This is a genomic window from Brevundimonas sp. GW460-12-10-14-LB2 (assembly GCF_001636925.1).
Lineage (GTDB): Bacteria > Pseudomonadota > Alphaproteobacteria > Caulobacterales > Caulobacteraceae > Brevundimonas > Brevundimonas vesicularis.
In genome coordinates this window covers 328,199-354,512 of sequence record NZ_CP015511.1, presented here as the reverse complement: position 1 = coordinate 354,512, position 26,314 = coordinate 328,199, and the positions used below count along the sequence as shown (strand labels likewise).

The window sequence follows — 26,314 nt, the reverse complement described above, 5'->3', positions numbered from 1 at the left end:
ACGCCGAAATCCTTTAGCTCGCTGGCTTAACAGATGCACTTGGTTTCCAACGACCGTCCCCACTTCGCTCAGACGCAGAATTGAGAACGGCCGTCGATCAGCTTTTGGCGGCCGCCTCATCCGCCGCCGCCTTCTCCTGCTCCGCCCGTTCGCGAGCCTCGAGATGGGTCGCGACCTTGGTCGAGATGTCCTCAGGCGTCACGCCGCTGTCCGCCAGCTTGACGGCCCAGGTTCGTCCCGGATGCAGCACATCCCAGGGCGATCGATATTGGGTCGCGCGACGCCCGCCCGGATCGTGATTGCCGAAGCCATCGACGACGAGGTTCCACACCGGGAAGTGCCAGCTGATCAGCATGCGCTCGGCCATGCGGATCCAGACGTCGTCGACCGCCAGGAAACGGCAGGCGAAATCCTCGGATGTCAGATTATCGGCCTGGGCGACCGACTTGGCGTGATCGGCTAGCCGGTTCCACAGAGCACGACCGTGCGGGGCGTCGAAGTCGCCGCCCCGGCGTCCGCCCATGGGGTCGGCCTTGCCGATATAGATCGGCAAGGCGAAGGCGCCGTCGCGGTTCTTGTCGGCGACCTTGGCGTAGGCCGGGAAGTCGCCGGTGTAATAGATGGCGTAGATGCCGGCGCCTTCGAAGGGCTGGGTCGGCGCGAGCGGCTCAATGGGCCTGTGCAGGAGGGCGTTGGCCACGCTTTCGGCCAAGTGCCGCTTCTCCAGGGGGTTGTAGGGGGCCAGGACGCTCATCCGACAGATGTAGCTGATCCGCCACCGAGCGGGCAACGATCCCGGCCAGGCGCACCGGCACGGCGTTGCCGAGCTGGCGCATGGTTTCGGTCCAGGAGCCATGGAAGAGGAAGTCGTCGGGGAAGGTCTGTAGCCGCGCGGCCTCGCGCACCGAGAAGTAACGGATCGATCCATCGGGCCGACGCAGCATGTTCTCGCCGCCCGGCACGCCGTGGACGCCGGCCTTGAGCGTCTTCGCCGGCGCGTCCAGCGGGCTGCCGGTGTGGCCCGGGTAGGATCGGGCGCCAGGGATGAACCGGTGGTCCGGGAAGCCTCTCGCCGTCTTCGGCTGCAGTTCGGGGTCCGGTAGGCCGAGGAAGGCGTCCCGCACGGTCAGCCACGGCAGCGCGGTCGGCTTGTCGCCCTTGATCCTGGGCGCGGCCTCTCGCAGCAGCAGACGTTCGGCGCGGCCGATCCGGTGCCGGTCGAAGTATTCGTCATCGTGGGTCAGCGACCAAGCCAGGGCGGCGGCGGAGTGGGTCTCGTCGGGGAAGCGCCATTCGACGCCAAGGTCCGAGCGGAACCCGACCAGGAAGATCCGCTCGCGCCTCTGCGGCACGCCATGGTTGGCGGCGTTAAGCAGGCGCAGCACCACGTTGTAGCGCAGGCCCGACGTCGAGCCGCTGGTCTCGTGGCGTTCGAGCCGACCGAGGTGGTCGATCCACGGCTCCTCGGGTCGGGCCGTGACTTCCGGATGAGCCAGCTGCAGCCGAATGTAGGTGAGGTAGTTCTGGAAGGTCGCCCGCGTCAGGCCCTTCACGTTCTCGAACACGAAGGCGCGGGGTCGGAGTTCCCGCACCGCCCTTATGGCCTCGGGGAACATGTCGCGATGATCAAGATGGGCGTTGTGCTTGCCGCCCAGGGAGAAGGGCTGGCATGGCGGTCCGCCCGAGACGAGGTCGATGGTCCCGAGGCCATCGTAGGACATCAGCCTCACGTCGCCCTGCGTCACCGGCCAAGGCTTGTTGTCCTTCAGCGTATCGCAGGCCCACCGGTCCCACTCGACCACCGCCGCATGGTCAAACCCTGACTGGGCCACGCCCAGCCCAAGCCCCCCTGCGCCCGCGAACAGTTCGACCGATCTCATCCGAGGAAAGCCTTCACGCGCCGCTCCAACGCCGGGCCGTCGCCCAGTTCGCACTCCCAGAGAGTCAGAACCTCCCAGCCCGATTCGATCAACTGGTCTCGCACCTCGCGGTCCCGCTCCCGGTTCCGCGTCAGCTTCGGTCCCCAGAATTCCATCCGCGACTTGGGCGCGCGCGCGAGCTTGCAGTTCGGGTCGTTGTGGCCGTGCCAGAAGCAACCGTGCACTAAAATGACCTTGCGGCGAGGACCGAACACCAAGTCCGGCTTGCCGGGCAGATCCTTGCGATGAAGCCGGTAGCGATAGCCCATGCCGTGGACCAACCGACGCACCCGAAGTTCCGGCTTGGTGTCGCGCGATCGCACCCGCGACATGCGCTCGGAGCGCTCGGTTGGAGAGAGGGTGTCCACGACCGCCACTGACCGTCATTCGGCGGGGAAGTCCAGCGGGGTCGGCGGGATAGCGAGGGAGGTGCGTCCGATATTGACGGGGCTAGGCTCGAAAACTGCGTCAGCGAAAAGCGTCGTCAGGTCGCCAAAGGGCAGATTTTGACTCTTAGCTGACCTTCAGCGGTTCCGCTCGGCGCACGTTGAAGTGTTCACTGCGTTTGGTCATTGACGCTCCCGGTGCAGTCGATGCGACCTGAACCAATAAGGCCCTGAGACCGGAGGCGAGCTTCGGCTTTAGTCCCGCATCATGTCCTGGCGGGCGCGCAGGTCGGAATCCTCGGCATTGCTATCCCATCGCCTGGCGATGTTCTCAAGTAATGTGCTCGTCCGGGGCCAGGCTGCCGCCAGATCCTTCCACTCCCGGTAGGTAGCGGCGAGATCACGCTCCTGGCCTCCGCCCTCGAACAGCGATTTCATGAAGACGCCGCGCATGTTGAAGCGCTCTGTCGCGATCCCGCGCTCTATGTCGGGGGACGCCAACTGTTCTAGGATCCCCCGAAGTGCGGTGTGGGGCCAGCCACCGTCTGGGCCAATCGGAGCGTGAGCGAGCGCCTGACCGATGAAGACGTCGTAGAGCGAGTTGCGGTCCGGATCGGTATTGGCGGCTCGCACCGCGGTAATCCAGGCCAAAGCCGTGTCCTTGTCCATGTCCCGGTTGTCGTCGGTTACCCCCGGTGCCGTCTTGAAGTCGTGAAGCAGGCGGAACCCCACCTCGGCACGTTTCTGTCGCGCCGGTTTCGCGGCTTCGTCGGCGATCTCGTCAGTCTTCGGCGGATAGACCTGCGCCAGGATCATGGCGAAGAAGGCACCCTCTTCCGCCATGAGCGCGTGCAGGGCCAGTGGGCGCTGACCGTGGTAGAGAAGTGGGAAGATCTTCATTTCCCTGAGGGCGATGTCGGCCCGTGAGAAAGCGCCGCTCGCGTCGAGGAATTTGAAGAGCTGCTCCAGCCGGTAGCGGCCCATGGTGTCGTCGACGCCCTTTCCGCCCGTCACCAGGATCTCCTCGATATGGGCGTCGAGCAGTTCCATGACGCGAGGCGCGCCCAGTTCCTCCAAGCGGTCCGAGGCAGCGTCAAGCGCTGCCCCCGGTCGGCCGGCATGGACGTATCTGTCGATCGTGCGACCGAGATCGGCATCCCCGGCCTTCAGCCTGTAGGCCCGTTTGGTGGACCAGAACCGGGTCTCGATCTCGGCGCCTAGGGACGCCGCGAAGTCCCACGTCGCATCGGTCTCAGGCCAAGGATAGATCAGATGGGCGGCTTGGTCCGGTGTGAGTTCGGCTTCCGCGATCAGCTTCGCTACGCGGGCCGGCCAGGCGTCGCCAAAGCGTTTATGGGCGCTGGCCGAGACCGACCCTGCGAACTCAACGCGCGCCGACACCGGGTCGGCGAATGCGAGAGCGATCAAGCTTGCCAGTTCGTCGAGATCATTGATTTCGAAGGTTGCCGCCTGCCCTACAGACCAGGGCAGCTTGGACTGCAAGGCGAGAGTGATCAGCGCTTCCGGCGCATCAGACCGGCCGAGCATTTCCCTCAAGGCGGCGCGACGCGCGTTGAGGATGGTTTCCTCATCCGGGTTTGGGATGTCCTTGATCGTGGGGAACCAGTCATCAAACAGGTCGCCGAACCGAGCCAAGGCATCAGCCGGGGCGTAGCTGTCTACCAAGGCCTCGACCTGCCGCAGATAACCTTCTGAGATAGCCCATTCAGCTGCCGCGAAGCGACGATGTCGATCCCGCAGCCTGACTAGGGCGTCCCAGACAGGACGCCGATCGGGACTGGTCGACGATTGCATGAACTGATCGACCAGGCCGATCGCCAGCCCCCAAGCCTCCCCCCCGAAGCGTTCGAGCAGGGGGATGAGGTCGGTAATCCTGTTTCCGTTTCCTCTGGCCAGATCGAACACTCGTCCGGCGAGCGCGATATAGAATTCCGCAAGGCTATCGTTGGTTGGCACGACCGCCTCGTCTAGGCCAGCTTCCCGAAACCGAGGCTTCACAGTCACCGTGCTGAAATCGTGGTCCTTAGGAAGGAGCGACAGGCACAGCCGCCAGCCGATATCAGGGTCGCGGCGCTCGACCGCCTCCAGCGCGATAAGGCGCAGGCTGTCCGGTGCATGCGTGTTCGGACTCCAGGGCAACAGGATTTCGCGCAGGCTGTTGATGGGGCGGTTGGTCAGGCGTCCGCCTGGATCGATCATGGCCAGGCGGGCGAGGATGTCGCAGACCCGGACGAGATACGTTGGGTCCCATGCGAGCATCTCGAGCGCCCACAGCACGCCTGTATGGCGGCTGTACGGACTTAAAGGGCCCTCAATCTCCTCGAAGAGCGGCGCGATCAGGTTCCCCTCGAGCAACCGCTCGAGGGCCGCCAACAAAGGGCGGGGGGCCGCCTCCATGAGATAGGTCAACTGGCCGCGAAGGCTAGCGAACAGGCGATGGTCCTTGTCGAGCGGCAGATCATCGACGAGTGCATCGACCCAGTCCTGCGAGGACGCGCCGTTCAGGTTCAGGCCCGCGGGGCGGGCGAGCATTGCGATCTGCAGGATCGTTGTGCAGACGCCGTTGCGCAGCCATTCGCTGAACTGCTCCTGCTTTTGTGCCGCCGTCAGGATGAAGTCGTCGGGCTTCGGGTCGGGCTCGATCTCCGAAAGCACCTGAAGGGCGGCTGCCCGGAAGCGCTCAAGATCGTCCGGGCCGAGGCGGTGCGCGAGGTGAACGAAGGCATCTACCGGCGCCTTCAGGCGCCAGACCGATCCCGTCTGCTCCAACGGCGGATCTTCTGAACGCAGGAAAGGACGGAGGTCGCGCTCAATGTCGCCGTAGTCCCCGGTGCCGAGGGCTGCGACAACCGCGCAGTCCTTCTGGTGATGCGCATCCCAGCCGGTGGCAAGGAGAGCGGCGAGAAGTTTGTCCCCTCGGTCCCGCCAGCGCGGCGGATCGATCAAACCTGCCCCCGGGAAGGTGCGCTCCAGAACAGTAATCGACCGACCACAATCCCTGGCCGTCTTGGCGGCCTTGTCACTCTCCAGCCCCATGGCCTCGAAGGCTTTCGTCAACTCCTGGTAAGAGGGTTTGTCGAGGACCTCGGCCCCCTGATCCGGACGATCATAACTCCCCGCCCTGAGTGTCGGGCCTCTTGAAGCCAGCATGGGGATGGTCGAGACGGCCTGTGCGCGGGGCAGGAACACCGTCTGGCTTTCGCTTAGGAGGGCTTTGCCTGCCGTTTCTGTATCCACGATCAGGGTCCGGGCCTCCAGAAACTCGCGCACCGACGGTTCGGCCTTGCGGATGGCGGCGACTGCAAACGCAACGACTTCCTCAGGAGAATCGGCGACGAAGGGAACGGCACCGTTCGAGCCCAGCAGACCCTCGATCAGCCGGGCAGCACTCTTTTCGCGACCGCACAGCACCACGTCTTCGCTCAAAGGCGTCTCGAACCTGTAGCCGTACTCTTCCCAATACTGGTCGGTTGAGCGAACATCCGCGGGCCTGGCGCCGATCAGACGGGCCCAGCGCGCAGCAACGCCAGTGCGCATGCTGAGCCAGTCGATGATCTGGACGCCATCCAGAACCCTGACATCCTTCCAGTCCCCGGTCGCCTTCTTCCGGTCGACCCAGTCGACAATCTTGAGTTTCGGATCGTCCCAGGTGTAGGGCGTGATGAGGACAAGGGTCCGGTCTGCGCGATCGGCGGCTGACACCTCACCCGTGCGCTTGTCATAGTCCGCCGTCAGCTTGGTGTTGGTCGCCCCCGAGACCCCGAATTCCCAGATGGATTTCCCGTCCGGGACATAGGGCGGGACCCCCACGGCCTCGAGCCAGCCGTCGAAGCCACGAACCTGTCCCTTGCTGCCGCTGGGGAAGCGAATGTCCTTGATTGTCGAGGCCGAGGCGCGGATCAAATCCGCAACCAGCTCCGGCAACTCCGTGCGCGCCTGTAGGGTTCTGGCCCAGATATCCAGCTGGTCAATCGTGATCCATTTCATGTCGCTCGGTGTAGCGGACATTGCCAATCCTGACCATTGGAGATCAACCGAGATTCCCTTCTGGGTTTAGTTGCGGAGCCGAGTTCGATCAGCTGCAGAATGATCAGGCGGCGCGCACTCCTCTGTTGCGCGCCATCCAAATGCACATGCTACGCCGACGACGCGGCACTGCCAGGCCTGAGCGTTAGTCGCGGTCCGCGCGACCTCCGAGTGCTACGCGATCAAAGGCACGACGTCAGGGCCAGGCGCGGAAGTCGACACAGGCGGACCAGAGAGCGTCGGTTGATGGCGCCGATCGACCGTACCAGCGATCAAATAGAATCCTGAACACGCCGGCGAGGGCAGGCCAGCCATGCGCCGCCGCCAGGGCTCCACGATGAAGCCGCGTCAAAGTCGACCCGACATCGCCGTCTCGCGCCCCGGATATCAGCGTCAGGACGAGCGGCGTGACCACGGCGTCCGTCGCCTCCTCGCCGAGTTGCAAGGCGCCTCGCCAGGTCGTTGCACAGCCGCTGGCCATGGCGCGTATCCGTTCGAGAAGCTCCGATTCGGACAGCGGCTGAAGCCCCGCGAACCCCTCCATCGCCACATGGCAGAGAGACCGTCCCTCGGCGTTCGTGCCCAAGGCGGCGAAGTCCGCGGCGAGCACAGCCGCGCGATAGCGGTCTACGTCCTCGCCGTCGCAGCCGGATCGAACGAGGAGGCTGGCCATGCGCCAGGCCGCCACATCATCTGGCGTCCTCTCAAGCGCATCGAGCGCCGACCTCAGATACTGCTGGCGCAGGCCCGTAGGGGCGAGGCGCTTATCGAGCAGACCCACAGGTTCCAGGTCGAGCCAGGTCCCCATGGCGTTGGTGCTGGTCGGCCCAGCGATCATGACGCCGGCATCCGGCGCGATGGAGTCTGTCGCGGACGCCATGAGGCGGCTGGCGACGGCGGACTGGACCTCAGCGGTAAGATCCAGCCAGGGCACCGTGTCTCCGAACACATAGGCCAAGCCCCGGTAGATCAGACTTGAAGACCGAAGCAGCCCTGCGCTCGCACGATCGCATTGGTACGCGCGACCTCCCGCGACTTCCTGCTCGAACGGCTGATCCGGCTGCCGCTCGGCGAAGCGTTGCTGAAGCAGGGCGAAATCGTCCGTCAGGGACGACAGGATGGTGTGAAGTCGGTGGGCGTGGCTCCAGCAGAGGGCGAGCTGGTCATCCAGCGGCGCCGATAACCATTCGACGTCGCTCGCGTAGGCCCTTCGAGTCCATTCGATCAGATCGATGAACAATCCATGGGCATCCTCCGTATGCGCGAACAGGACGCTGATCGCCTTGTCGGGCTCGGCCCCGGCGCGCAATCGACCAGCGGCCATATGCGCAAGACACACGGGACTCGGCGAGAACGACGGCTCGAGATCGCCCACGAGCGCCGCTAGATCGACAGGCAGCCCGCCCAGCCGTAACAACGCCTGGTCCTCGCCGAAGGTCTCGGCGAGCTCCGCCCAGGCGAGACGGGCCCGGTCCGGGAGCGCGCCCGGCCCGTCCAGCCGCAAGGCGTGCAGGGCGGCCTTGGCGGGCGGCGGCAACAGAACCGTCAGGGCGAAGTCCCGGCCGCCGTTGAGGGTCGACGCGATATCTTCGTAAAGCGCCTCCACCACGCTCTCATGGGCGGCGGTCATCGCTTGGACGAGTGCGACGTTGGAGGTGGCCTTGGCGGCCTGGGCGATCGCTTCGTTGCGGCGCACCTCCGGCAGCTCGAGGCTTGAAATATGGGCTCGGATCGCGCGTCGTCGCTCCGCGCCTTTGCCGGCCAGAGCCTGCGCGAACGGCACCGCCATATATGTCGGGGAGCTCTCGCCGACCTTCAGCAGATCGTCCGTCCAACTCAGGGCGATGGACGCGCCCTCGCGGGACCTAGTGGTGGTCCGACCGGTTCTCACGGCGCGGGCCACGGCGGCCCAGAAGAGGGCGCTGTCGAAGGTGTGCGGGCCGGCCGTCGTCGTGAACGTCGAGGTCATCCCGACCATTTCCGCGAAGTCAGGCTTATCCAGCACCAGACGGCGAAATTCCTTCGGCAAGGCGTTGATCTCGTCATTGCGCAGCTTGCGCACGAGCGGAATCTCTTCGGGATCGACCTCGATCTCGAACGTGGCTTCGTAGAGCGACCGGAACTGTTCCGACAGGCGTCGCACCCACTCCGCATTGCCGCGTCCGCTTCGCGGTTTGAGAGCCCGTCGGTCCAGCCAGTCGATGTAGGCCTTCCGACGCTCGAGCCGTTCGGCGTATAAACCGTTGTCGATCTGGGACCCGAGACACAGAAGACCGGCAAGCGTGACCGAGGCGAGCAAGCCGTTGCCGCCCCCCCCCGGCGCATCGACCGGGAGCGGTCGCACACAGCGTTCGACCCGGAGGCTCTCCCAGACCCAATCGGCCCGGGCGACCCGGTCCTCATGGGTGATTGTGATATCGCTCCAGATTCGCCGCAGACATTCCTCGGTCAAACGCAGGGTGCTGCTGATGAAGGCCTGCTCGTCGGCGCGCCCTTCACGTCCGCCGATGGCGAGATGGCGATCCAGCCGGAGGGCCGACGCCAGGTTCCGCCTGAGCACGGTGAGGGTCTCCGTCTCGACCACGCGCCCGTTTCGCACCGTCGCGGCGGCGAGCGGCGGAAGAACCTCGTCTGCGGTCATCGGGATGAAGGCGGCACCGCCCCGGCGTAGGCTCAAGAGCCGCAGCCGCCGATCCTCTTCGCTCAGCCGCCCGGCGGCGACGAGAGCCGTGAGCACATCCGGCGTCGTGACGATCGGATTCTCCTGCGTCCGCCGGTATCCGCTCGTCATCCGATCGTCCATCCAGACGACACGCCCGAGCCCGTCTGACGCGGTCAAGTTGTTGACGAGACACATCTCCAGCGGCGTACGTCGGCGCGGGCGCTCCGCTTCGGGCTCAGCGCCGCCGGATTCGACTTGGCACTCATCTCCCTCATCTCCCTCATCGTCGACCGTCTCCGCGGCGGGCAGACCGGGCGGGTCGGGCAGGAAGAGATATCGGCCGGTCGCGATGCCGGCGGCGATCCGCTCTCGCAGCCCCCGTACGCGGCTGGCGAGTCGGTCACCCTCCTCGGCCGCCTGGGTTTCCGCCGTCGCCGCCGCCAGATCGCTCCGGGTCGTTTCACACCGGAACAGATCGAGCGCCGGTTCGAGGCGCCCATTCATGGCCAGGGCCGCCAGGGTCCCTTCCGAAAAGCAAAGGGCCTGACCGGCGAGGAGGCCGCTCTCGCCCCGTGTCTGGTCGTCGATGAAATCGACGACCTCGCCTAGGGCGATACCGGAGCCTCCCTCGTCCACCTCGTGACGGACGCGGACCGTCGAGGGTTCATCGGTCGCTACCCCGAGGCGTCCGGCGCCCACAGCGGCGAGAAGCTGCTTGGCCGCCTCGACCCGGGCCGGTTGCCCGTGGGGCGCATCCTGTTCGAACCCGTAGAGGACATCGGGCAGGTTTCGACTGATCAGGACCGGTTGGGTCAGCGCCTCGAGGTGATCGAGCAGATCGAGTTGATCGGCGATCAGCAGCGCGGTCGGGTCAAGGACCAACTGCCAGTCGTCCCAGGGCGTCGGCGGCTCGATCTCTGCAGGGCGTGAGCCGTGGCGGAGGAGAAGGAGCGGCTGCGGTCCGAAGGTCGGTGTGGGCGTGAGCCGATAGATGACCACCAGCGAGCCGACGATGCCCCTCGGAGCCAGGTGGATGGGCACGAGCCCGTCCAACAGTTTGGTGTTGACGTCTTCGATCTCGTCCCGCCTCTGCGTCAGCATGGCCGGCAGGTCCGCGGCGTCGATCATCCAGACATCGCCGGCGTCGCTTTGGGCGCGCGCCGCCATCCGGGGCATCAGGGGCGCCACCTCATCGTCGAGCCCCAAGCGGTAGCCCTGTGACAGCGCATGCAGCAGCAACGCCTCCGGGACGCCCAGCTTCATACCGTGTCGCCAGAGCGCCCGGGCGAGCAGGACGTCGTCACCAACCGTCGCGATCGAGTAGCGGATCGCGTCGCCGGGACTGATCGCCTGGTCATTCAACAGGCGGCGGATGTGAGGCAAGGCGGTCTGCACGGTTCCCGCAGACAGCAGGAGGCCCACCAGATGTTTCCGATCTTCGGCGACGCCGGTTTCCAGAACCAGCGCCTGACTGATCCGGGTGGCCTCGGCCGCGTTGACGTCGCTCATTGCGGAGAGGCTGAGCCTGCGCATGTCCAGCGGCAGGACGCCGTCCGGATAGTCGGCGACATGCGCATCGATGAAGGCCAGGACCTCGGCTGGCTTGGCGACATGGTGCATCGCATAGGCGACGAGGGAGATGGAGGTCGGCGTCCTGAAATGGTCGAGCCGGTCGAGCACCGGGACGAGGTCCGACCATCGCCCGGCGGACGCCAGATCGCCGGCCAGTTCGAGACCACGAGGGTCCGGCGGGTCCTGGTTCAGCCAGTCGATGACGCGGACGGCGGGTTCGAAGGGCACGGCAGGGGTGCGCAACTGTTTGATCAAAGTCTTCGCTTCGTCGAGGCCATCACCCGACAGATGATCCAGAGCCGCCTCGAGGCGTGATGCGATCTCCGGCGGCGTCGAGGTCGGCATAGAGAGTTGCACGAAGGCCTGGACCTGGCCGTCGGTCGCGTCACCCGCGTCAACACGTTCGGTCAGGGCCTGCAGGCTGGCGGAAACATCGGTCGGGAACGACCGCGCGGTGACGGCATACAGCGCCGTCAGGTCCAGAGGATCCGCCTCCAGACGCGCCGCTACAAGAGCCTCGGCCTCGGCCCGATCAGCCGGCGTGCAACAGAGAGCCGCAAGCACCCAGTCCCGCAAGCCGGCCTGATCCCCCAGCCGGGTCCCGGCCAGCGCCTTGAACTCGTCAAGAGCGACCCTTCGGCGCGCAACGCTGTCCCCGTCCTGCCGGACCAGCTCCATGGGTGGGACGTTCGGGCCGAGTGCGAACATGGGCGGAATGGCCGGGCTGAGTCCGCTGGCATACCGCGCCACAGCGAGCGCCAGCCGGACCAATAGTCGGCGGGGTGCCCGTGCCGCAGCGGCCTCGGCGAAACTCAGGGCCTCGTCGAACTGTCCCCGGCCGAGCCTGATAAACGACCGCAGTCGATCAAGATCGGCGGTGTCCTGCATGTCGCCCAGGTCGTCGAGCAGCCGGTCGGCTTCGTCCATCTCCCCGATCGCGACCTTGAGGCTGGCGCGATACTGACGGGCATCGACGTCGGATGGCGTCCCCAGCATCTCCAGCGCCGCAGCCGGACCTTGCCGCGCCTGGACGATCTTGGCTTCGATCAGCTTGTCCGTCGGCCACAGCGACGCCGCCGCAGCAGCCTCGGTCTCCGCGTCACCGAGGCGCGCCTCCTCGATCGCGATCCTGGCGGAAAGGCGCAGCGCGGTGGCCTTCAGCCGATCCGGTAGGAACGGCCAGACCGTGGCGCCCTTCACTGCCTCAAGCATCGAGGCGACAGCGGCGCTCTCTCCCGACCACAACTGCTCCAGCGCGTCCGACATCCGCGCCGCCACCTGTTCCGCCACCGCCCCCTGGGTCGCATCTAGCTGTCTAAGAAGGACGGCGTCGACGGCTGTGGCGGCCGGCAGGCGCGGCCCGAAGATCACAGCGCGCCATGGGTCCCCAAGAAACCGCGTGACAAGGTCTTCGTGGGGGCGAAGCCGGTCGTAGACGGGCTCCGGCCCCCAGACTTCGTAATCGATCCCCAACGCCGCAAAGCGCGCCTTCTCCATCGCGATCTGATCACGATTGGCGGCGTTGGTGATGTTCGGTGCCGCGACGGCTAGGATGAAGGTCCGAACGTCCCTCGCCTTCCAGTAGGTCTCCCATTCCTCGAGAAAGTCCGTGGACCAATCCCGGATTTCCGAGGCCGTGGCCCTTTCGTAGCATTTCGCAGACAGACCGACCTGACCTCCGGCTTCGATCTCCGCCAGGGCGTCCAGACCGTACTGTTTGAGGCCGCGCAATTCGAACAGATCCGCGGCGCGGAACCGGGGGTCTCGATCCAGCAGCCGACCGCACAACAGCTCCCACCGGCCCGGCGCGGTGTTCCACTCGAAAAAGCGGGGGGCCTCGACGCCGTCGAGAGGCAGGGGGTGCGCGGGATAGGTCGGGTCGGTCATTTCGCGCGGGAGTCTGTACCCGATTCGTTCGGCACGCGCGTGTGGTACACCGTTGTTCCTGAAGGGCAGGAGCGCGGTCTGATCTCACCATTCGCGAATTGAGGCGGCGATCTGGGTGCGCTTTGAACGACACGCAATCCACGTCTCGCTATCCGACGGGCCGTAGGGGAAAGGCTAAGCTGGTCTTAAGGCAATGTCTGTTGTCGGGCTTCCAGCTAATGTCTCCTTCTGGCGCTTTTCAGACCCTCGGCCGTGCTGACGCTGCGATCCAGCGGCTAAGCGCACAAAAGCATTCACATCTATCGTGCGATAACCTATGAACATCACACATTGATTAAACGAGGTGTGACGTGCGCAACGAAGTCGAGAAAGTCGTCTCTGGCGGGGCCACAAAGGCTGAAAAAGTCCGCGCACTTGTGGCGCTTGGCGTGCCAAAACCCGAAATCGCAACACTGCTTGCGATAAGTGCTAATCATGTGTACACAGTTATCGCTCGGGACCGGGCTAATGGCCGCGCCGTGGTGGCGAAGCCGCCGGTCAGCGAACAGGGAGACTATGTACACATGATTGCTATCGACCGTAACGGATGCATGATCCTTCCGCCGCAGGCGTTGGACCTGATGGGCATCAAGACTGCTGACCAGCTTGTCATGCTCGGCTCGCCCGGCGAGCTGCGGCTACTGACCAAGGAGAAGGCGGCGAAGCAGCTTCACGAGGCGATCGCCAAGTCGTCTCCGACGGAGGCCGCCCTTGCGCGGACCCTATTGTCGGATCTCGAGAAGTGACCGCGCCGACAGAGATTGACGGTCAGCTCGTGTCTCGGGCGCCGTCGGAGCTGAAACCCGCCAAGCGCAACGCCCGGACGCATTCCCAAAGACAGATCGCCCAGATCGCGGCTTCTATCCGGCAGTTCGGCTTCACCCAGCCGGTGCTGACGGACGACCAGGGTCGGATCGTCGCCGGACATGGCCGTGTCGAGGCGGCCAAGTCCTTGGGACTGGCGTTAATCCCTACCCTGCCGTTGTCTCACCTGACCGAGGAACAGCTGCGAGCCTACGCGATCGCGGACAACAAGATCGCGCTCAACTCGGGGTGGGATGAGGAGCTTCTGGCCATTGAGTTCAAGGAGTTGGATGCCCTGGTCAGTTTCGATCTCGACCTGACCGGGTTCTCGACCGGGGAGATCGACGTCTTGCTCGAGGGGCAAACCGCGCAGCAGGCGAAGCTGGATGCGACCCCCGACAAGAAGCGCGTCACCGAGACGGTGGAGCGCGGCGATCTCTGGCGGCTCGGCGGACACAGGCTCCTGTGCGGGGATGCTCGGGAGGCCAAGGACTTCGCCGTCTTGATGGGGGACGACAGAGCCCGCATGGTGTTCTCCGATCCGCCATATAACGTACCGATCGATGGCTTCGTCGGCGGCTTGGGTAAGGTAAAGCACGCCGAGTTCGCCATGGCTTCCGGCGAGATGAGCCCCGCCCAGTTCACGGACTTCCTGGCGACGGTTTTCCGGAACGCGGCGGATGTGAGCGTCGACGGCGCCGTCCATTATCAGTGCATGGACTGGAGGCATATCGAGGAGATGATGGCGGCTGGCCGGCGCGTCTACTCCGAACTGCTGAACGTGTGCGTCTGGGCAAAGGACCAGGCGGGCATGGGCACCTTCTATCGCAGCCAGCACGAGTTTGTGTTCGCTTGGAAGGTCGGTGACGCGGCCTATCTGAACAATGTCGAGCTGGGCAAGCACGGCCGAAACCGGACGAATATCTGGGACTGCCGAGGCGTGCGCAAGACGGGGCGCGCGTCGGAGCTTCAGTTCCACCCAACGGTGAAGCCCGCGCCGTTGATCATGGACGCGATCAAGGACGTGTCGCGGCGCGGTGATCTGGTGCTCGACTGTTTCGGCGGATCGGGCTCGACGCTGATCGCCGCCGAGAAGACCCGGAGGCGGGCCCGGCTGATCGAGTACGAACCCACGTACTGCGAGGTGGCGATCCGTCGGTGGGAACAATTGACCGGCAAGTCGGCGGTGCTGGACGCCTCGGGCGAGACCTTCGCCGAGGTGGCCGAGCGTCGCCGGGCGGAGATGAACGCGTTGGCCGATGTGGCCCTCGAGCTGGAGGCAGCATGATGGAGCGGACTAAAGCCAAGAAGAGTGGTCGTTTCGAAAAGGGCCGGTCGGGCAATCCAAGCGGTCGACCTTCCAAGCGCCGAATGACGCACAACACCACGGCGGGCTATCGCCTCGCGATGCTCGAGGTTGGCGCCATGACGGTGCCAATGGTCGATAAGGCGACGGGAAAAATCGATGAGATCAGTCTCGTTCGGGCCAACATGATAGCGCTCGGCCGCAAAGGGGCTTCGGGTCACGCTCCATCGGCCAAGGCCTTCCTCGAGAAGCACGCCGAGGCGGCCGGTATCCATGGGGAACTGACCGAGCTGCACAGGCATCTACTTAGGGAAAACGCTCGTCTCGAAATCTTGGTCGACCACCTTGAATCGCAGATTTCCCAGCGTCGCGGCGGCGTGATCCACTACGAAGTGCCAGAAGACCAGTGGATGCGGTTGGCGGGCGCGAAGGAAGAAAAGTGGCGAAACCGTAAGATTTCGGTGGAGCCTAAGGTCTAGCAGGCCAAGAGACTATGGCGCAATCGATCGGCCATGTGACGAAGCGCGGCGGCTTCCTGCTCATTTGGCTCCCTCCCCTCGAACCTCAGGCGGCGGTGTTCGAGAAACATCGCCGCCCATAGGTTGGAGGGGAGAATCCCGTCGGCGGTATCCAGCGCCACCAGCACTGGGGCGACGACGGCGCTGGCCTCCGCTGGTCCGCTGAGGCCCATGAGCGCGTAACCATCGACCAGATGCGCCAGAGCGATCTGGCCGTCATCATCCAGTCGTTCCGGAAACGCCTCGAAACGACCGGCTTGCAGATGGGCCATCCAGGCCGGGCCGTCGGCTGGCACAAGCGGCTGCTGGCGCAGATGTCGCTTGAGCCGCAGGACATCACGTTCGATCACCGTGCCGAACAGGCGCTCGATCAGTTGGTCGATGTCCTGGAGCTTCTCGAACCGCGAACGCCGAACCTCACGCAGACCGGGTCGCTCGGTCTTTAGGCCGTCGGCATTCGCCTTCGTGTGTTTCACCACCCTGTCGCCCAGGGGCGGCAAGGGCTCACCCGGCCGGCCGCCGAACCAGAGAAACCCGCTCGTCGTTAGGCTGGCCGGATCAACCAGCATCCAGATCACGCAGCCCGAGGGCTTGGCGGCCAGGGCGGTGTGGATGTTCACATCCATGCGACGACCGTCGCCGCGCATGGCCTTGAGCTGAACATGCCTCGACACCCCGTCGCTCTCGAGCAGGACATCATGCCCGGACGCATCGAACTCGGCCCTGAGCACTTCGCAGCGGCGTCCCCGCAGGAGCATGCGGCGGACAATCTCCCCGATGAGCTGACGTTCGAACAGTTTCTCCCTCTCGACACTCGCGCCGGAGGCCCACGGATCGATCTGCAGACTACTCATCTCCATGGGCGCGATGAGCCATGGAAATCCCAGCCCATCAAGTCGAAACGAGATGATTAGGCTGTAGATGACAAGGCTGCGCCCGAGCCTCTGTCTGGACCATGGAGATCCAGAAGCGACTGGCCACGCGCGTGAAGGCGCTGAGACGCGAGAAGGGCTGGTCGCAGGAAGAGCTGGCCTATCGAGCCAACGTGCATCGGACGTTCGTGTCGCAGATCGAACGCGCCACCAAAGTGTCCTCGATCGTCACCGTGGAGAAGGTTGCCCGGGCTTTCGAGATCACAATCGGCGTCCTGCTGGACGAGTAGAGTCTCGTCGTAGGTGGACGGAACAGGGCCGCCGATGTCCTTCTCCGCACATGATGAACTATCAAGTTGCTGACGAGGCCTTGAACCAGATCGTGATGGCGATCTCGGACCTTGGCATTCACATAGCTGATACGGCCGTGCTGGCTCCAGAGGCGGATCAGGGGCCGAGGCTGCGCCTGCTGGGTCGAACTGCCGAGGACATTGTCACGCTCGCCCGCGCGGGCGAAGCTTTGGTCCGCAATATGGCGACAGCAGCCTCCTAGGCGCTGGACTTCGGTTCCGAACGGAGCGTTGTGGTCGGCGCTGGCTACGCGGTCGCCAGCGTCCCCGAAGCCGAGGCGCGAGCGGGGCTTCCCGTCGTGCGGCGACCCCCGCCGCGCCCGACAGGACGCTCGACATGACCGACTTAAATCTCACCCCAGCCCAGGAAGCGCTGATCGCCAGACTTGCCGGGGCCACCGACGCCGGCCTCGCCATCAAGGGACCGCCCCGCAAGAGCGCCGCCGTCCTCGCGTCCCTGAACCTAGTCGAGGAACGCGATGGTGTTTTCCACCTGACCCCGACGGGCCGGGTTGGCGCTGGACTGCCGGAGGGCAGCGACCAGCAAGATGACCCAGCTTCCTCGCCCCGACCGCGCGCGGGCGCTAAGGCCGCCACGGTGATCGAGATGCTGCGCCGGCCAGAGGGCGCGACCGTCAATCAGATCTCGGAAGCGACCGGCTGGCTGCCGCGCTCGGTTCGCGGCTTCCTGGCGGGCGCTTTGCGAAAGACCTACCGCCTCGTCGTCGTATCCGAACCGGCCGAGGGCGGACGCGTGTATCGGTTGCCGACCCAATGACGATCGACGACGAGGTGCGGGCTTTGGAAAGCCTGGGCCTGCGGGATCTTCGAGAGGTGTGGCGCGCGCGCTTCGGGGCCCCTCCCCGTCTTCGCTCGCCGGAACTCCTGCGGCGTTGCCTGGCCTGGCGGCTACAAACCCAGGCCAATGGCGGCATCGAACCGGGCCTAAGACGACGCCTTCGGGGCCAGGGCCGCGTGGGCGAGGGGCTGGAGCATGGCGGTCGGATCATCCGCGAGTGGCGCGGCCAGCGTCATGAGGTGGAGGTGGTGGACGGCGGCTATCTCTGGAACGGCCGCCGGTTCAAAAGCCTCTCGCCGATCGCCTTCGAGATTACGGGGGCGCGCTGGAATGGTCCCAGGTTCTTCGGCTTGAGGCCAAGCTGATGAAGCCTTCTCGCTGCGCCATCTATACGCGCAAGAGCACCGAGGAGGGTCTGGAGCAGGACTTCAACTCCCTGGACGCCCAGCGCGAGGCCTGCTCGGCCTATGTGGCCTCACAGAAGGGCGAGGGCTGGCTGGAGCTGGCGAACCGCTATGACGACGGCGGCTTCTCGGGCGGCAACATGGACCGTCCGGGCCTGGTGAGATTGCTGGCGGACATCGAGGCGGGCCGGATCGACGTGGTTGTCGTCTACAAGGTCGACCGGCTGACGCGGTCCCTGTCGGACTTCGCTCGCATCGTCGAGCGGTTCGACCGGTGCAATGTCAGCTTCGTCTCGGTGACGCAGGCCTTCAACACCACCACCTCCATGGGTCGGCTGACGCTGAACGTCCTGCTGTCCTTCGCCCAGTTCGAGCGGGAGGTCACCGGCGAGCGCATCCGCGACAAGATCGCGGCCTCCAAGAAGAAGGGTATGTGGATGGGCGGCAACGCGCCTTTCGGCTATCTCCCTTACGGTCGCAGCTTGAAAATCGAACCCAGCGAAGCGGAAACCGTTCGTTGGTGTCATGCTCGATATCTGGAGCTCGGCTCGGTCCATGCCCTGGAACGCGAGATGAAGGCGGCCGGCATCGTCTCGCGCGTGCGCACCTCGAAAGCGGGCAACACCACCGGGGGGCGGCCCTTCAGTCGGGGCGCGGTCTTTCACCTGCTGCGCAACCGGCTGTACGTCGGCGAGATCGTTCACGGCGAGCGCGTCTGGCCGGGGCTGCATCCGCCGATCCTGGATCGGTCCCTATTCGATGCCGTGCAGGCCGCGCTGGCCAGGCAGGTCGTTCCGAGGCAGGCCCGCGCCAAACGATCTCCGGCCGTGCTGACCGGGTTGATCAGCGACGCGCATGGCGCCCCTATGAGCCCCGTCACCGCCAGTCGAGGCGAAGGTCGATGGCGCTACTACGTCACCGCCTCCACTCAGCAGGGCGCTAGACGTTCAGACTTGCCGCCGGATGGGCTCCATCGCATCGCCGCCGCGCCGGTTGAACAACTCGTCGCCGAAACCCTGCGCGATCTGATCGGCCAGCCGACCGCGCCTTGGCCGGAATTGCGTCCGCTGATCACCCGAGTGCAGGTCCATGCCGAGCGGGTCTCTATCGGCTTGGCGATCGAGGCCGCCGCGCGCGCCGTATGCCCGCTGCCTCCCGTCGCGGCGGATGGTTCGATCACGCTCAACGTGCCGGTCGTGCTCAAGCACCGATCTGGGCGGGCCTGGTTGGAATCCGCTCGACCGAGCGCGCCGCGTCGCCGACCGGATCGGATCCTGATCGCGGCTCTCCGCCGCGCCCACGCGGAACTCGCCAAGGCCGGGGTCAACGCGGCGGCGCCCAACGCAACATCTTGGCGTGACGTCGTCGGCATCAACGACAGCTATCTGCGACGGCTGGTCCCCCTCGCCTTCCTGGCTCCCGACATTCAGGCGACGATCATGGACGGCCGCCAGCCGGTCGGATTGACGCTGCAGTCCCTCCGGGACCGGGAGATCCCGATGTCCTGGACCGACCAACGAGAGCAGTTGGGCTTCCAACTGGACTGAGGGCTAACGACTGTCCTGATGAAGCATCAAACAGGGCCTGTTCGGCGGACAAACAGGCCCTGATCCATCAGATAACAGGGCCTGTTCCTAGCCTGTTATTCTAGCGGCGTTCAGGCCGACGAAAGAGCGAAAAAGACGCGCGCTGTCCGTGACATGACTGTCCTGGAGCGCAAATCGGCGACGACTCGGACCCGCCACAAATCTACATAACAGGTGAAAGAGGCTTTTGCGACGAAACCGGGTGCGGCCAAAAGCGCGCAGAGACACGCATCGCCGAGCCGCCGCGAAACGCGTGGAATGCCCGGAAAACTGCCGATGGCGGTTCACGATGGGTAGGAAAAGCCGCCAGCTCTCGCAAGCTTAGAGGTCGGTACGCAGAGCAAGAGGAGTTGCTGGGGTGCGTGGCGGACAGAGAGGGATTCGAACCCTCGGTAGGCTTTCACCTACACACGCTTTCCAAGCGTGCGCGATCGACCACTCCGCCACCTGTCCGTTTCACGCTGCGTCTTGCGCGCCGCCGGAGGTCGATCCGGCGGGAGGCGGGCCTGATAGAACACCCTCGCCCCCTCGGCAAGCGCCTCTCGCATCCCCATATGGACTTCAACGTCATTTTCCGATGAGGGAGCCGCAAATGCTGTTCAAGAAGACTGCCGAAATGCCCACGCCCGAAACCGCCCTGCCCGGCCGCGCCGAGCCGCTGGACACCGATGTGAACCACTATGTCAGCGGCAACCCGCTGAAGGGGCCCTATCCCAACGGTTTCCAAACCGCCATCTTCGGCATGGGCTGTTTCTGGGGCGTGGAGCGCATCTTCTGGCAGTTGCCGGGCGTCTGGGTGACCTCGGCCGGCTATTCCGGCGGTCTGACGCCCAACCCGACCTATGAAGAGACCTGCACCGGCCGGACGGGTCATACCGAGGTGGTCAAGGTCGTGTTCGACCCGAGCGTCATTACCTACGCCGAACTGCTCAAGGCCTTTTGGGAGAACCACGACCCGACCCAGGGCATGCGCCAGGGCAACGACATCGGCACCACCTATCGTTCGGCCATCTATACGCTGAACGCCGAGCAGCAGGCGGAGGCGGAAGCCTCTCGCGACGCCTATCAGGCCGCCCTGACGCAGGCCGGGCGCGGGACGATCACCACCGAGATCGAGCCGGCGGGCGACTATTTCTACGCCGAGGGCTATCACCAGGGCTATCTGGCCAAGAACCCGGCCGGATACTGCGGCATCGGCGGAACCGGCGTGGTCTGCCCCATCGGGGTCGGCGTCGACGCCTGACCTATGCGACGGCCGCCGGGTTTCAACCGGCGGCCAGTCGGCCTATGGATCGGCGAAAAATGGGAGCGCTCATGTCCGCCTTCGTCCATCCTGACGAGATCCGCAGCCGGTTTTCGGCCGCCCTGTCCGCCATGTACCGGGCCGAAGTGCCGCAATACAGCGACCTGCTCACGCTGGTGGCGTTCGTCAATGCGCAGACGTTGAAGGCGGATGCGGGCGGTGCGGACGGGCTGGCGGCGTCCGGCGAACTGGCGCGTCTGTCGGAGGAACGCCACGGCGCCATCCGTGTCGGCACGGCCGATGAACTGGCCACGATTGCGCGCGCCTTTGCGGTCATGGGGATGGAGCCGGTCAGCTATTACAACCTGGCCCCCGCAGGGGTGCCGGTGCATTCGACCGCCTTCCGCCCCGTAGATCCGGCGGCCCTGGCGCGCAATCCGTTCCGGGTCTTCACCTCGCTGCTGCGGCTGGAGTTGATCGAGGACGAAGCCTTGCGCGCGGAAGCGGCCGAGACCCTGGCCCGCCGCGACATCTTCACCCCCGGCGCGCGTGAGCTGATCGAGACGGCGGAGGCCGCCGGCGGTCTGGACGAGGCTCAGGCCGATCGTTTCGTGTCCGAACTGCTGGAGACCTTCCGCTGGCACGCCCAGGCGACCGTAAGCGCCGAGACCTATGAACGGCTGGTCGCCGCCCACCGACTGATCGCGGATGTGGTCAGTTTCAAGGGTCCGCACATCAACCATCTGACGCCGCGCACGCTGGATATCGACGCGGCCCAGGCCGCCATGCCCGCACGCGGCATCAGCCCGAAGGAAACCATCGAGGGTCCGCCCGCCCGCGCCTGTCCCATCCTGCTTCGCCAGACCAGCTTCAAGGCGTTGCAAGAGGCGATCACCTTCCCCGGCGCCGACGGCCCCACGGCGGGCGCCCACACCGCCCGCTTCGGCGAGATCGAACAGCGCGGCTGCGCACTGACCCCCGCCGGTCGCGCCCTGTATGACGAGGCCCTGGCGAAGAAGGACTTCTCCGCCCTGCCCGACGACTGGGACGCCCTGCGCCGCGCAGACCTCGCCTGGTTCCGCTATCGCGCGACGCCTGAGGGTCTCGCCGCACGCGCCGAGGCCGCCGATCTGGACGCCCTGATCGCCTCGGGCCACGTCGTCGCCGAACCCATCACCTACGAAGACTTCCTGCCCGTCAGCGCCGCCGGCATCTTCCAGTCCAACCTGGGCTCGGAGGCCCGCGAAACCGCCTACGCCGTCGATCCCGCCAAGGCCGATTTCGAACAGGCGCTGGGCCGCCCGGTCCAGGACGAGATGGCCCTGTACCGCGCCGAACAGGACGCCTCGATCACAGCGACGCTGAAGGCCCTGGGCCTGACGGAGACGGTCTAGTCCGTTCGCCGGTATGCAGGGCGGGCGGCGCCCCGCGTCCATCCGGCGTCTTGCCTGATGCGCAGACGCGGATCATAGACGCGGCCGTGAACCCGTCCGCTTCCCCGACCCAGCGCCGTTACGATCTCGACTGGATCCGGGTCGGCGCCTTCGGCCTGCTGATCCTGTATCATGTGGGCCTGGTCTACGGAGTCTATGACTGGCACATCCACAGCGCCCACACCTTCGAGTGGATGCGCGAGGCGATCCTGGTCACCAATCCCTGGCGGCTGACCCTGCTGTTTCTGGTGTCGGGCGCCGCCCTGCGGTTCATGACGTTCCGGCGCACCCCGCGCGAGGTCGCCCGCGCCCGGTTCGAGCGGCTGGTCCCGCCTCTGATCTTCGGCGCCTTGGTTCTGGTGCCGATCCAGTCGTGGATCGAGTCAATGGACAAGGGCGGCTGGCCGGGCGGCGTCGCCGGCTTCATCGCCTGGCTGGGCCATGAGTTCGGCTGGAGCGGTCTCGCCGACGGCGTGCCGGTCAACCATCTGTGGTTCATCGTCTATATCGCCGTCTACAGCCTGGTCGCCGTGGTTCTGTGGCGCCAGCCCGGCCTGATCGACCGGCTGGGCAACGGGCTGGAAAAGGCGCTGACCGGCCCGCGTCTGCTGATCCTGCCGATCCTCTATCTCTTCGCCATCCGGTGGCTGCTGTTTCCCTGGTTCGGCCTGACCAACACCCTGCACAACGACTGGTACAACCACGCCCTGTCGCTGGTCGCCTTCCTGTTTGGCTTCAGCATCATGGGGCGCGAGAGCCTTTGGCGCACGATGGAGCGGTATCGCTGGATCGCTCTGGCCCTGGCGGCCGTCGCCCTGCCGATCATGATGGTCCAGGTCTGGCATCCCGGCGCGCGGGCCTTCTGGGGCGTGCCCAAGGCCGCCGTGTACGGCATCGACCAATGGGCGGTGATCGTCGCCATCCTAGGCTTCGGCTATCGCCATCTGCGCGACCGGGGCGGCCCTGCGCTCAACTATCTGACCCAGGCCACCTTCCCCCTCTATCTGGCGCACCAGACGGTGCTGGTCGCGGCCGTCTGGATCATCCGCCCGGCCAACCTGCCGGCGCCGGTCGAACTGCTGTCCCTGATCGCCGTCACCTTCGTCGGCAGTCTGGCGATCTATGAGGTCGTGCGTCGCATCCCGGCCATTCGCCCCCTGTGGGGGCTGAAGCCGCTGGACGGCCGGCCCTGGCCGCTGGACCTTCAGGCCCTGCTGAAGCCGCAGCTTCGCTATGACCGCCGTCGTCGTCTGCTGGGCGTTGGCGTCGCGGCCCCGCTTCTGGCCCTGACGGTGGTCGCCGTGGCCATCCTGGCCTACCCCGGCTTCAACAATTCGACCCAGTATCTGAGCGAACTGGGCGGGGCGACGGCCAAGGCGCCGATCATCTTCAACGGCGGGGTTTTCGTCGCCGGCGTCATGGCCGGGCTGGCGGGGATCGGCTTCGGCCTGGCCATCTACGCTCTGACCGGCGCGCGGGTCGCGGCCTGGGTCATCGCCATCGTCTTCATCCTGGCCGGCGGCGGCATGTCGGCCTCGACCCTGTGGCCCTGGCCCGATCCACGCCACATGATCATCAACCTGGCCCTGGGCATCCAGCTGGCGCCGATGCTGCTGCTGTGGGGGTTGGCCAAACGCCGGGACGTGCCGCGCCTGAAGCTCTTCCTCGTCGTCACCTTCGTCGTCATGGCGATCCTGACGGTCCTGACCAAGCACCTCGTCTTCCCCGGCACGGTCAATGACGCCAACGTCGGCTGGTGGGAGCGGCTCTACGCCATCGTTCTGGTCTGCTGGGTGGGGGTTGCAGCCTGGGTCCTGGACCGTAAACTGCTGTCGGTCGCCACGGAGTCGCCGCACGGTCGCCCGGCTGCCGCCTCGTTCGACATTCCGGCCTGACTTCACCCCCACATTTTTTGGTTTCATCAACATTGCGTGATTGAAAATCGCGCGAATGTGATCGATTATGCAGCCCGTGTTGCAGTGCAGCACTCCGCGTCGTCCCCAGCCCTCGGGACGGCATCCGGTTCACTCGGGGGCGTCCAGAGCGGCATGAACAAGCTGGCGATCCGGCCTGTCGAACAGGCTGAAATCGAGACGACGATCCGCGGCGCGCAAACGCCTAGCTGGTCGTGGCTGCCCGACGAGGCGCCGCTGGCCATGCCGGTCCAGTCCCTGTCCGCGCCCGACGCCGTCGCCGACGTGACGCCCGCGACCTCGCCGCGCACGGTCGCGACGCGCCGCCTGGCCCTGTTGGCCGGCACCATCGTCCTGACCGGCCTGTCCGCCATCACCCCCTTCTACCTCTATGCCCGCAAGGGTTGGGACGGCACCGAGATCCTGGCCTTCGGCCTGTTCATGGTCCTGATCACCGCCATCTCCTGCTGGTTCGTCAGCGGCCTGATGGGTCTGTTCGTCATGCTGCGCGGCAAGGATCAGGCGGACCTCGCCTTCTCGCCGCATCCGCCGATGCCGCGCACCCGCACCGCCCTGCTGATGCCTCTGTACAACGAGGACGCCCGTTCGTCCTTCGCGCGCCTGTCGCAGATCGATTCCTGCCTGGCGCGTCTGGGCGCCTCGTCGGCCTTCGACATCTTTGTGCTGAGCGACTCGACCAAGGAAGACACCGCCGCCGCCGAGCGTTCGGTCTTCCAGGCGTTCCGTTTGGCCGCCAACTCCAAGGCCTTCTATCGTCGCCGCACCGACAATGCCGAGCGCAAGGCCGGCAACCTGGCCGAATGGGTCCGTCGTTTCGGCGGCGCCTATGAGAACATGATCGTCCTGGACGCCGACAGCACCATGGCCGGCGAGACCCTGCTGCGCATGGTCGACGCCATGGAGCGCAACCCCGGCGTCGGCCTGATCCAGACCGCCCCGGTCATCATCAAGGGCCGCACCATCTTCGCGCGCGTGTCGCAGTATTCGGTGCGCCTGTACGGCCGCGTCGCCGCTGCCGGCCTGGCCTACTGGACCGGTTCGGAATCCAGCTACTGGGGCCACAACGCCATCATCCGCACGCGCGCCTTCGCCGCCTGCTGCGGCCTGCCGCACCTGAAGGGCAGGAAGCCCTTCGGCGGTCACATCATGAGCCATGACGTCGTCGAGGCCGCCCTGATGCGCCGCGCCGGCTGGGCCGTCCACGTCACCGCCTCGCTGGACGGATCGTGGGAAGAGACCCCGCCGTCGATCACCGACTTCATCCGCCGCGACCACCGCTGGTTCCAGGGCAACCTGCAGCACCTGGGCCTGATCACGGCCAAGGGCCTGTCGCCGATGAGCCGCCTTCAGCTGCTGATGGGCTGCATGGCCTACCTGTCGTCGCCCCTGTGGCTGGCGTCGCTGATGGTCGGCCTGTTCATCCAGATGTTCTATCCGGTCGACTGGACCAGCTTCTTCTACATCCTGAACCCCCAGTTCACGCCCTTCATGCTGGCCTCTTTCCTGTCCGGCGTGCTGCTGATCGGGCCCAAGTTCATGGGCGCCGCCCTGGTCCTCAGCCGTCCGGCCGAGCTGCGCGCCTTCGGCGGCCGTCGCGCCATCGCCAAAGGCATGGCGGCCGAGATCGCCCTGTCGGCCATCCTGGCCCCCATCCTGATGGTCGCCAACACCAAGGCTTTCATCCAGATCGTCTCTGGCCACGACACCGGCTGGTCGACCCAGCAGCGCGAGGCCGACGGCCTGGCCTGGTCGGACGCTTTCCGCGCCATGCGCTGGCAGATGATCGCCGGCGTGGGCTTCCTGATCCCGCTGGCCGTTCGTCCCGACCTGGCGACCTGGTTCGCCCCGATCGTCCTGCCCCTGTTGCTGGCCGCGCCGATCACCGTCTGGACGTCGCGCGTCCGCTCGGGCGACAAACTGGCCGCCAAGGGCTATCTGGTCACCCCGGTTCAGGACGGCGTCAGCGTCTCGCCGGCCGTCCTGCACACGCCGCGCTCGCCGCTGCGTGCGGTCGCCGGCGGCGTCCTGGCCCCTGTGGCTGCGCCTGCGATGGTCCCGGCCCGCGCGCCCGAGCGGTAATCGACCGATGCGTGGCGGCCACAGTGCCGCCACAACCGCTACTGCGGCGCTCGACGAAAACGCCAATCGGCCGCACTCTACTCCCCTGACCTTTGCGGGGAGACCTGATTCCATGGCCAAATCCACCGGTTCCGACGCCAAGCCTGACCTGCGGCTCGTCGCGGCCGAGGCCGAGATCTACGACCTGATGAAAGCGCCTGAAACCACCGCCGATCGCGTCAAACGCCTCCAGCTCGAAGCCCACGCCCTGGCTCTGGAAGAGATCGAAGGTCTGGAAAAGCTGTTGCTCGAAGCCGCCGCCAAGGCCAAGGCCATCGCGGACGGCGGCGACGCCTATCCGGTCGGCGCGCGCGAGATCGCCTCGCGCCTCGCCGCCGATCTGCCGACCAAGGCCGAAACCATCAAGACCATCGTCCACCGCGTCGGCTGAAAACCGAAGCGGAGCGTTCGGAACGACGCGCCCGCCCGTCCGCT

At 65.9% G+C, this 26,314-nt stretch carries 19 protein-coding genes and 1 tRNA gene; 13 read left to right on the top strand and 7 right to left on the bottom strand.

From position 1 onward, the window contains the following. Positions 1–97 precede the first annotated feature (97 nt). The 5 genes from A4249_RS01825 to A4249_RS01805 all read right to left on the bottom strand — a co-directional run bounded on the left by A4249_RS01825 (position 98) and on the right by A4249_RS01805 (position 12,083). Positions 98–700 carry an Eco29kI family restriction endonuclease gene (locus A4249_RS01825; RefSeq protein WP_197458433.1) on the bottom strand — a complete coding sequence of 201 codons (603 nt, stop codon included), beginning with the start codon at positions 698–700 and terminating at the stop codon, positions 98–100. Next, the gene (locus A4249_RS01820) at positions 669–1,880 is read right to left on the bottom strand and encodes a DNA cytosine methyltransferase (RefSeq protein ID WP_066554648.1); all 1,212 of its coding nucleotides are present in this window, start codon (positions 1,878–1,880) and stop codon (positions 669–671) included. Before A4249_RS01820 ends, A4249_RS01825 begins: the two co-directional genes overlap by 32 nt. Further along, the gene (locus tag A4249_RS01815) at positions 1,877–2,296 is read right to left on the bottom strand and encodes a very short patch repair endonuclease (RefSeq protein ID WP_442854490.1); all 420 of its coding nucleotides are present in this window, start codon (positions 2,294–2,296) and stop codon (positions 1,877–1,879) included. The genes A4249_RS01820 and A4249_RS01815 overlap by 4 nt, the downstream gene beginning before the upstream one ends. A gap of 264 nt (positions 2,297–2,560) precedes the next feature. After that, complete coding sequence (locus A4249_RS01810; RefSeq protein WP_156494603.1) at positions 2,561–6,313, bottom strand: hypothetical protein; 3,753 nt, start codon at positions 6,311–6,313, stop codon at positions 2,561–2,563. 235 nt (positions 6,314–6,548) lie between these two features. Then, the gene (locus tag A4249_RS01805; protein ID WP_156494601.1) at positions 6,549–12,083 is read right to left on the bottom strand and encodes a hypothetical protein; all 5,535 of its coding nucleotides are present in this window, start codon (positions 12,081–12,083) and stop codon (positions 6,549–6,551) included. A gap of 740 nt (positions 12,084–12,823) precedes the next feature. Between A4249_RS01805 and A4249_RS16460 the strand changes: the two genes are divergently transcribed. From A4249_RS16460 to A4249_RS01785, 3 genes are read left to right on the top strand one after another with little or no spacing between them, the layout of a single operon-like run. After that, complete coding sequence (locus A4249_RS16460; RefSeq protein ID WP_156494599.1) at positions 12,824–13,258, top strand: hypothetical protein; 435 nt, start codon at positions 12,824–12,826, stop codon at positions 13,256–13,258. After that, a complete protein-coding gene (locus A4249_RS01790; RefSeq protein ID WP_197458432.1) occupies positions 13,255–14,604 on the top strand; it encodes a site-specific DNA-methyltransferase in 1,350 nt (449 codons plus the stop codon). Before A4249_RS16460 ends, A4249_RS01790 begins: the two co-directional genes overlap by 4 nt. Further along, positions 14,601–15,101, top strand: a complete 501-nt coding sequence (locus A4249_RS01785; RefSeq protein WP_156494597.1) for a DUF5681 domain-containing protein — start codon at positions 14,601–14,603, stop codon at positions 15,099–15,101. The genes A4249_RS01790 and A4249_RS01785 overlap by 4 nt, the downstream gene beginning before the upstream one ends. On the opposite strand, the gene A4249_RS01780 is transcribed toward A4249_RS01785, so the two are convergent. Beyond that, the gene (locus tag A4249_RS01780; protein WP_156494595.1) at positions 15,098–15,898 is read right to left on the bottom strand and encodes a hypothetical protein; all 801 of its coding nucleotides are present in this window, start codon (positions 15,896–15,898) and stop codon (positions 15,098–15,100) included. The two genes, A4249_RS01785 and A4249_RS01780, sit on opposite strands and share 4 nt — an antisense overlap. A gap of 197 nt (positions 15,899–16,095) precedes the next feature. Between A4249_RS01780 and A4249_RS01775 the strand changes: the two genes are divergently transcribed. The 5 genes from A4249_RS01775 (at position 16,096) to A4249_RS01755 (ending at position 19,112) form a co-directional block, all read left to right on the top strand. Beyond that, positions 16,096–16,302, top strand: coding sequence for a helix-turn-helix domain-containing protein (locus A4249_RS01775; protein WP_066550412.1), 207 nt, complete (start codon positions 16,096–16,098; stop codon positions 16,300–16,302). Positions 16,303–16,382: 80 nt separating this feature from the next. Then, positions 16,383–16,565 (top strand): hypothetical protein, encoded by a 183-nt coding sequence (locus tag A4249_RS01770; protein WP_156494593.1) that lies wholly within the window; start codon positions 16,383–16,385, stop codon positions 16,563–16,565. Positions 16,566–16,699: 134 nt separating this feature from the next. Beyond that, complete coding sequence (locus A4249_RS01765; RefSeq protein ID WP_066550406.1) at positions 16,700–17,140, top strand: DUF3489 domain-containing protein; 441 nt, start codon at positions 16,700–16,702, stop codon at positions 17,138–17,140. Next, the gene (locus A4249_RS01760) at positions 17,137–17,526 is read left to right on the top strand and encodes a DUF2924 domain-containing protein (RefSeq protein WP_066550403.1); all 390 of its coding nucleotides are present in this window, start codon (positions 17,137–17,139) and stop codon (positions 17,524–17,526) included. Before A4249_RS01765 ends, A4249_RS01760 begins: the two co-directional genes overlap by 4 nt. After that, a complete protein-coding gene (locus A4249_RS01755) occupies positions 17,526–19,112 on the top strand; it encodes a recombinase family protein (RefSeq protein WP_066550402.1) in 1,587 nt (528 codons plus the stop codon). Before A4249_RS01760 ends, A4249_RS01755 begins: the two co-directional genes overlap by 1 nt. A 402-nt stretch (positions 19,113–19,514) precedes the next feature. On the opposite strand, the gene A4249_RS01750 is transcribed toward A4249_RS01755, so the two are convergent. Next, a tRNA-Ser gene (locus tag A4249_RS01750) sits at positions 19,515–19,604 on the bottom strand. 139 nt (positions 19,605–19,743) lie between these two features. Between A4249_RS01750 and msrA the strand changes: the two genes are divergently transcribed. The 5 genes from msrA (at position 19,744) to A4249_RS01725 (ending at position 26,270) form a co-directional block, all read left to right on the top strand. Continuing rightward, positions 19,744–20,394 (top strand): peptide-methionine (S)-S-oxide reductase MsrA, encoded by a 651-nt coding sequence (gene msrA, locus A4249_RS01745; RefSeq protein WP_066550400.1) that lies wholly within the window; start codon positions 19,744–19,746, stop codon positions 20,392–20,394. A 71-nt stretch (positions 20,395–20,465) separates the two neighbouring features. Continuing rightward, positions 20,466–21,788, top strand: a complete 1,323-nt coding sequence (locus A4249_RS01740) for a VOC family protein (protein WP_082854006.1) — start codon at positions 20,466–20,468, stop codon at positions 21,786–21,788. A gap of 86 nt (positions 21,789–21,874) precedes the next feature. Then, a complete protein-coding gene (locus tag A4249_RS01735) occupies positions 21,875–23,722 on the top strand; it encodes an acyltransferase family protein (protein ID WP_231868746.1) in 1,848 nt (615 codons plus the stop codon). A gap of 153 nt (positions 23,723–23,875) precedes the next feature. Next, complete coding sequence (mdoH, locus tag A4249_RS01730) at positions 23,876–25,840, top strand: glucans biosynthesis glucosyltransferase MdoH (RefSeq protein WP_066550397.1); 1,965 nt, start codon at positions 23,876–23,878, stop codon at positions 25,838–25,840. Positions 25,841–25,952: 112 nt separating this feature from the next. After that, positions 25,953–26,270 (top strand): hypothetical protein, encoded by a 318-nt coding sequence (locus A4249_RS01725; RefSeq protein WP_039248149.1) that lies wholly within the window; start codon positions 25,953–25,955, stop codon positions 26,268–26,270. Positions 26,271–26,314 lie beyond the last annotated feature (44 nt).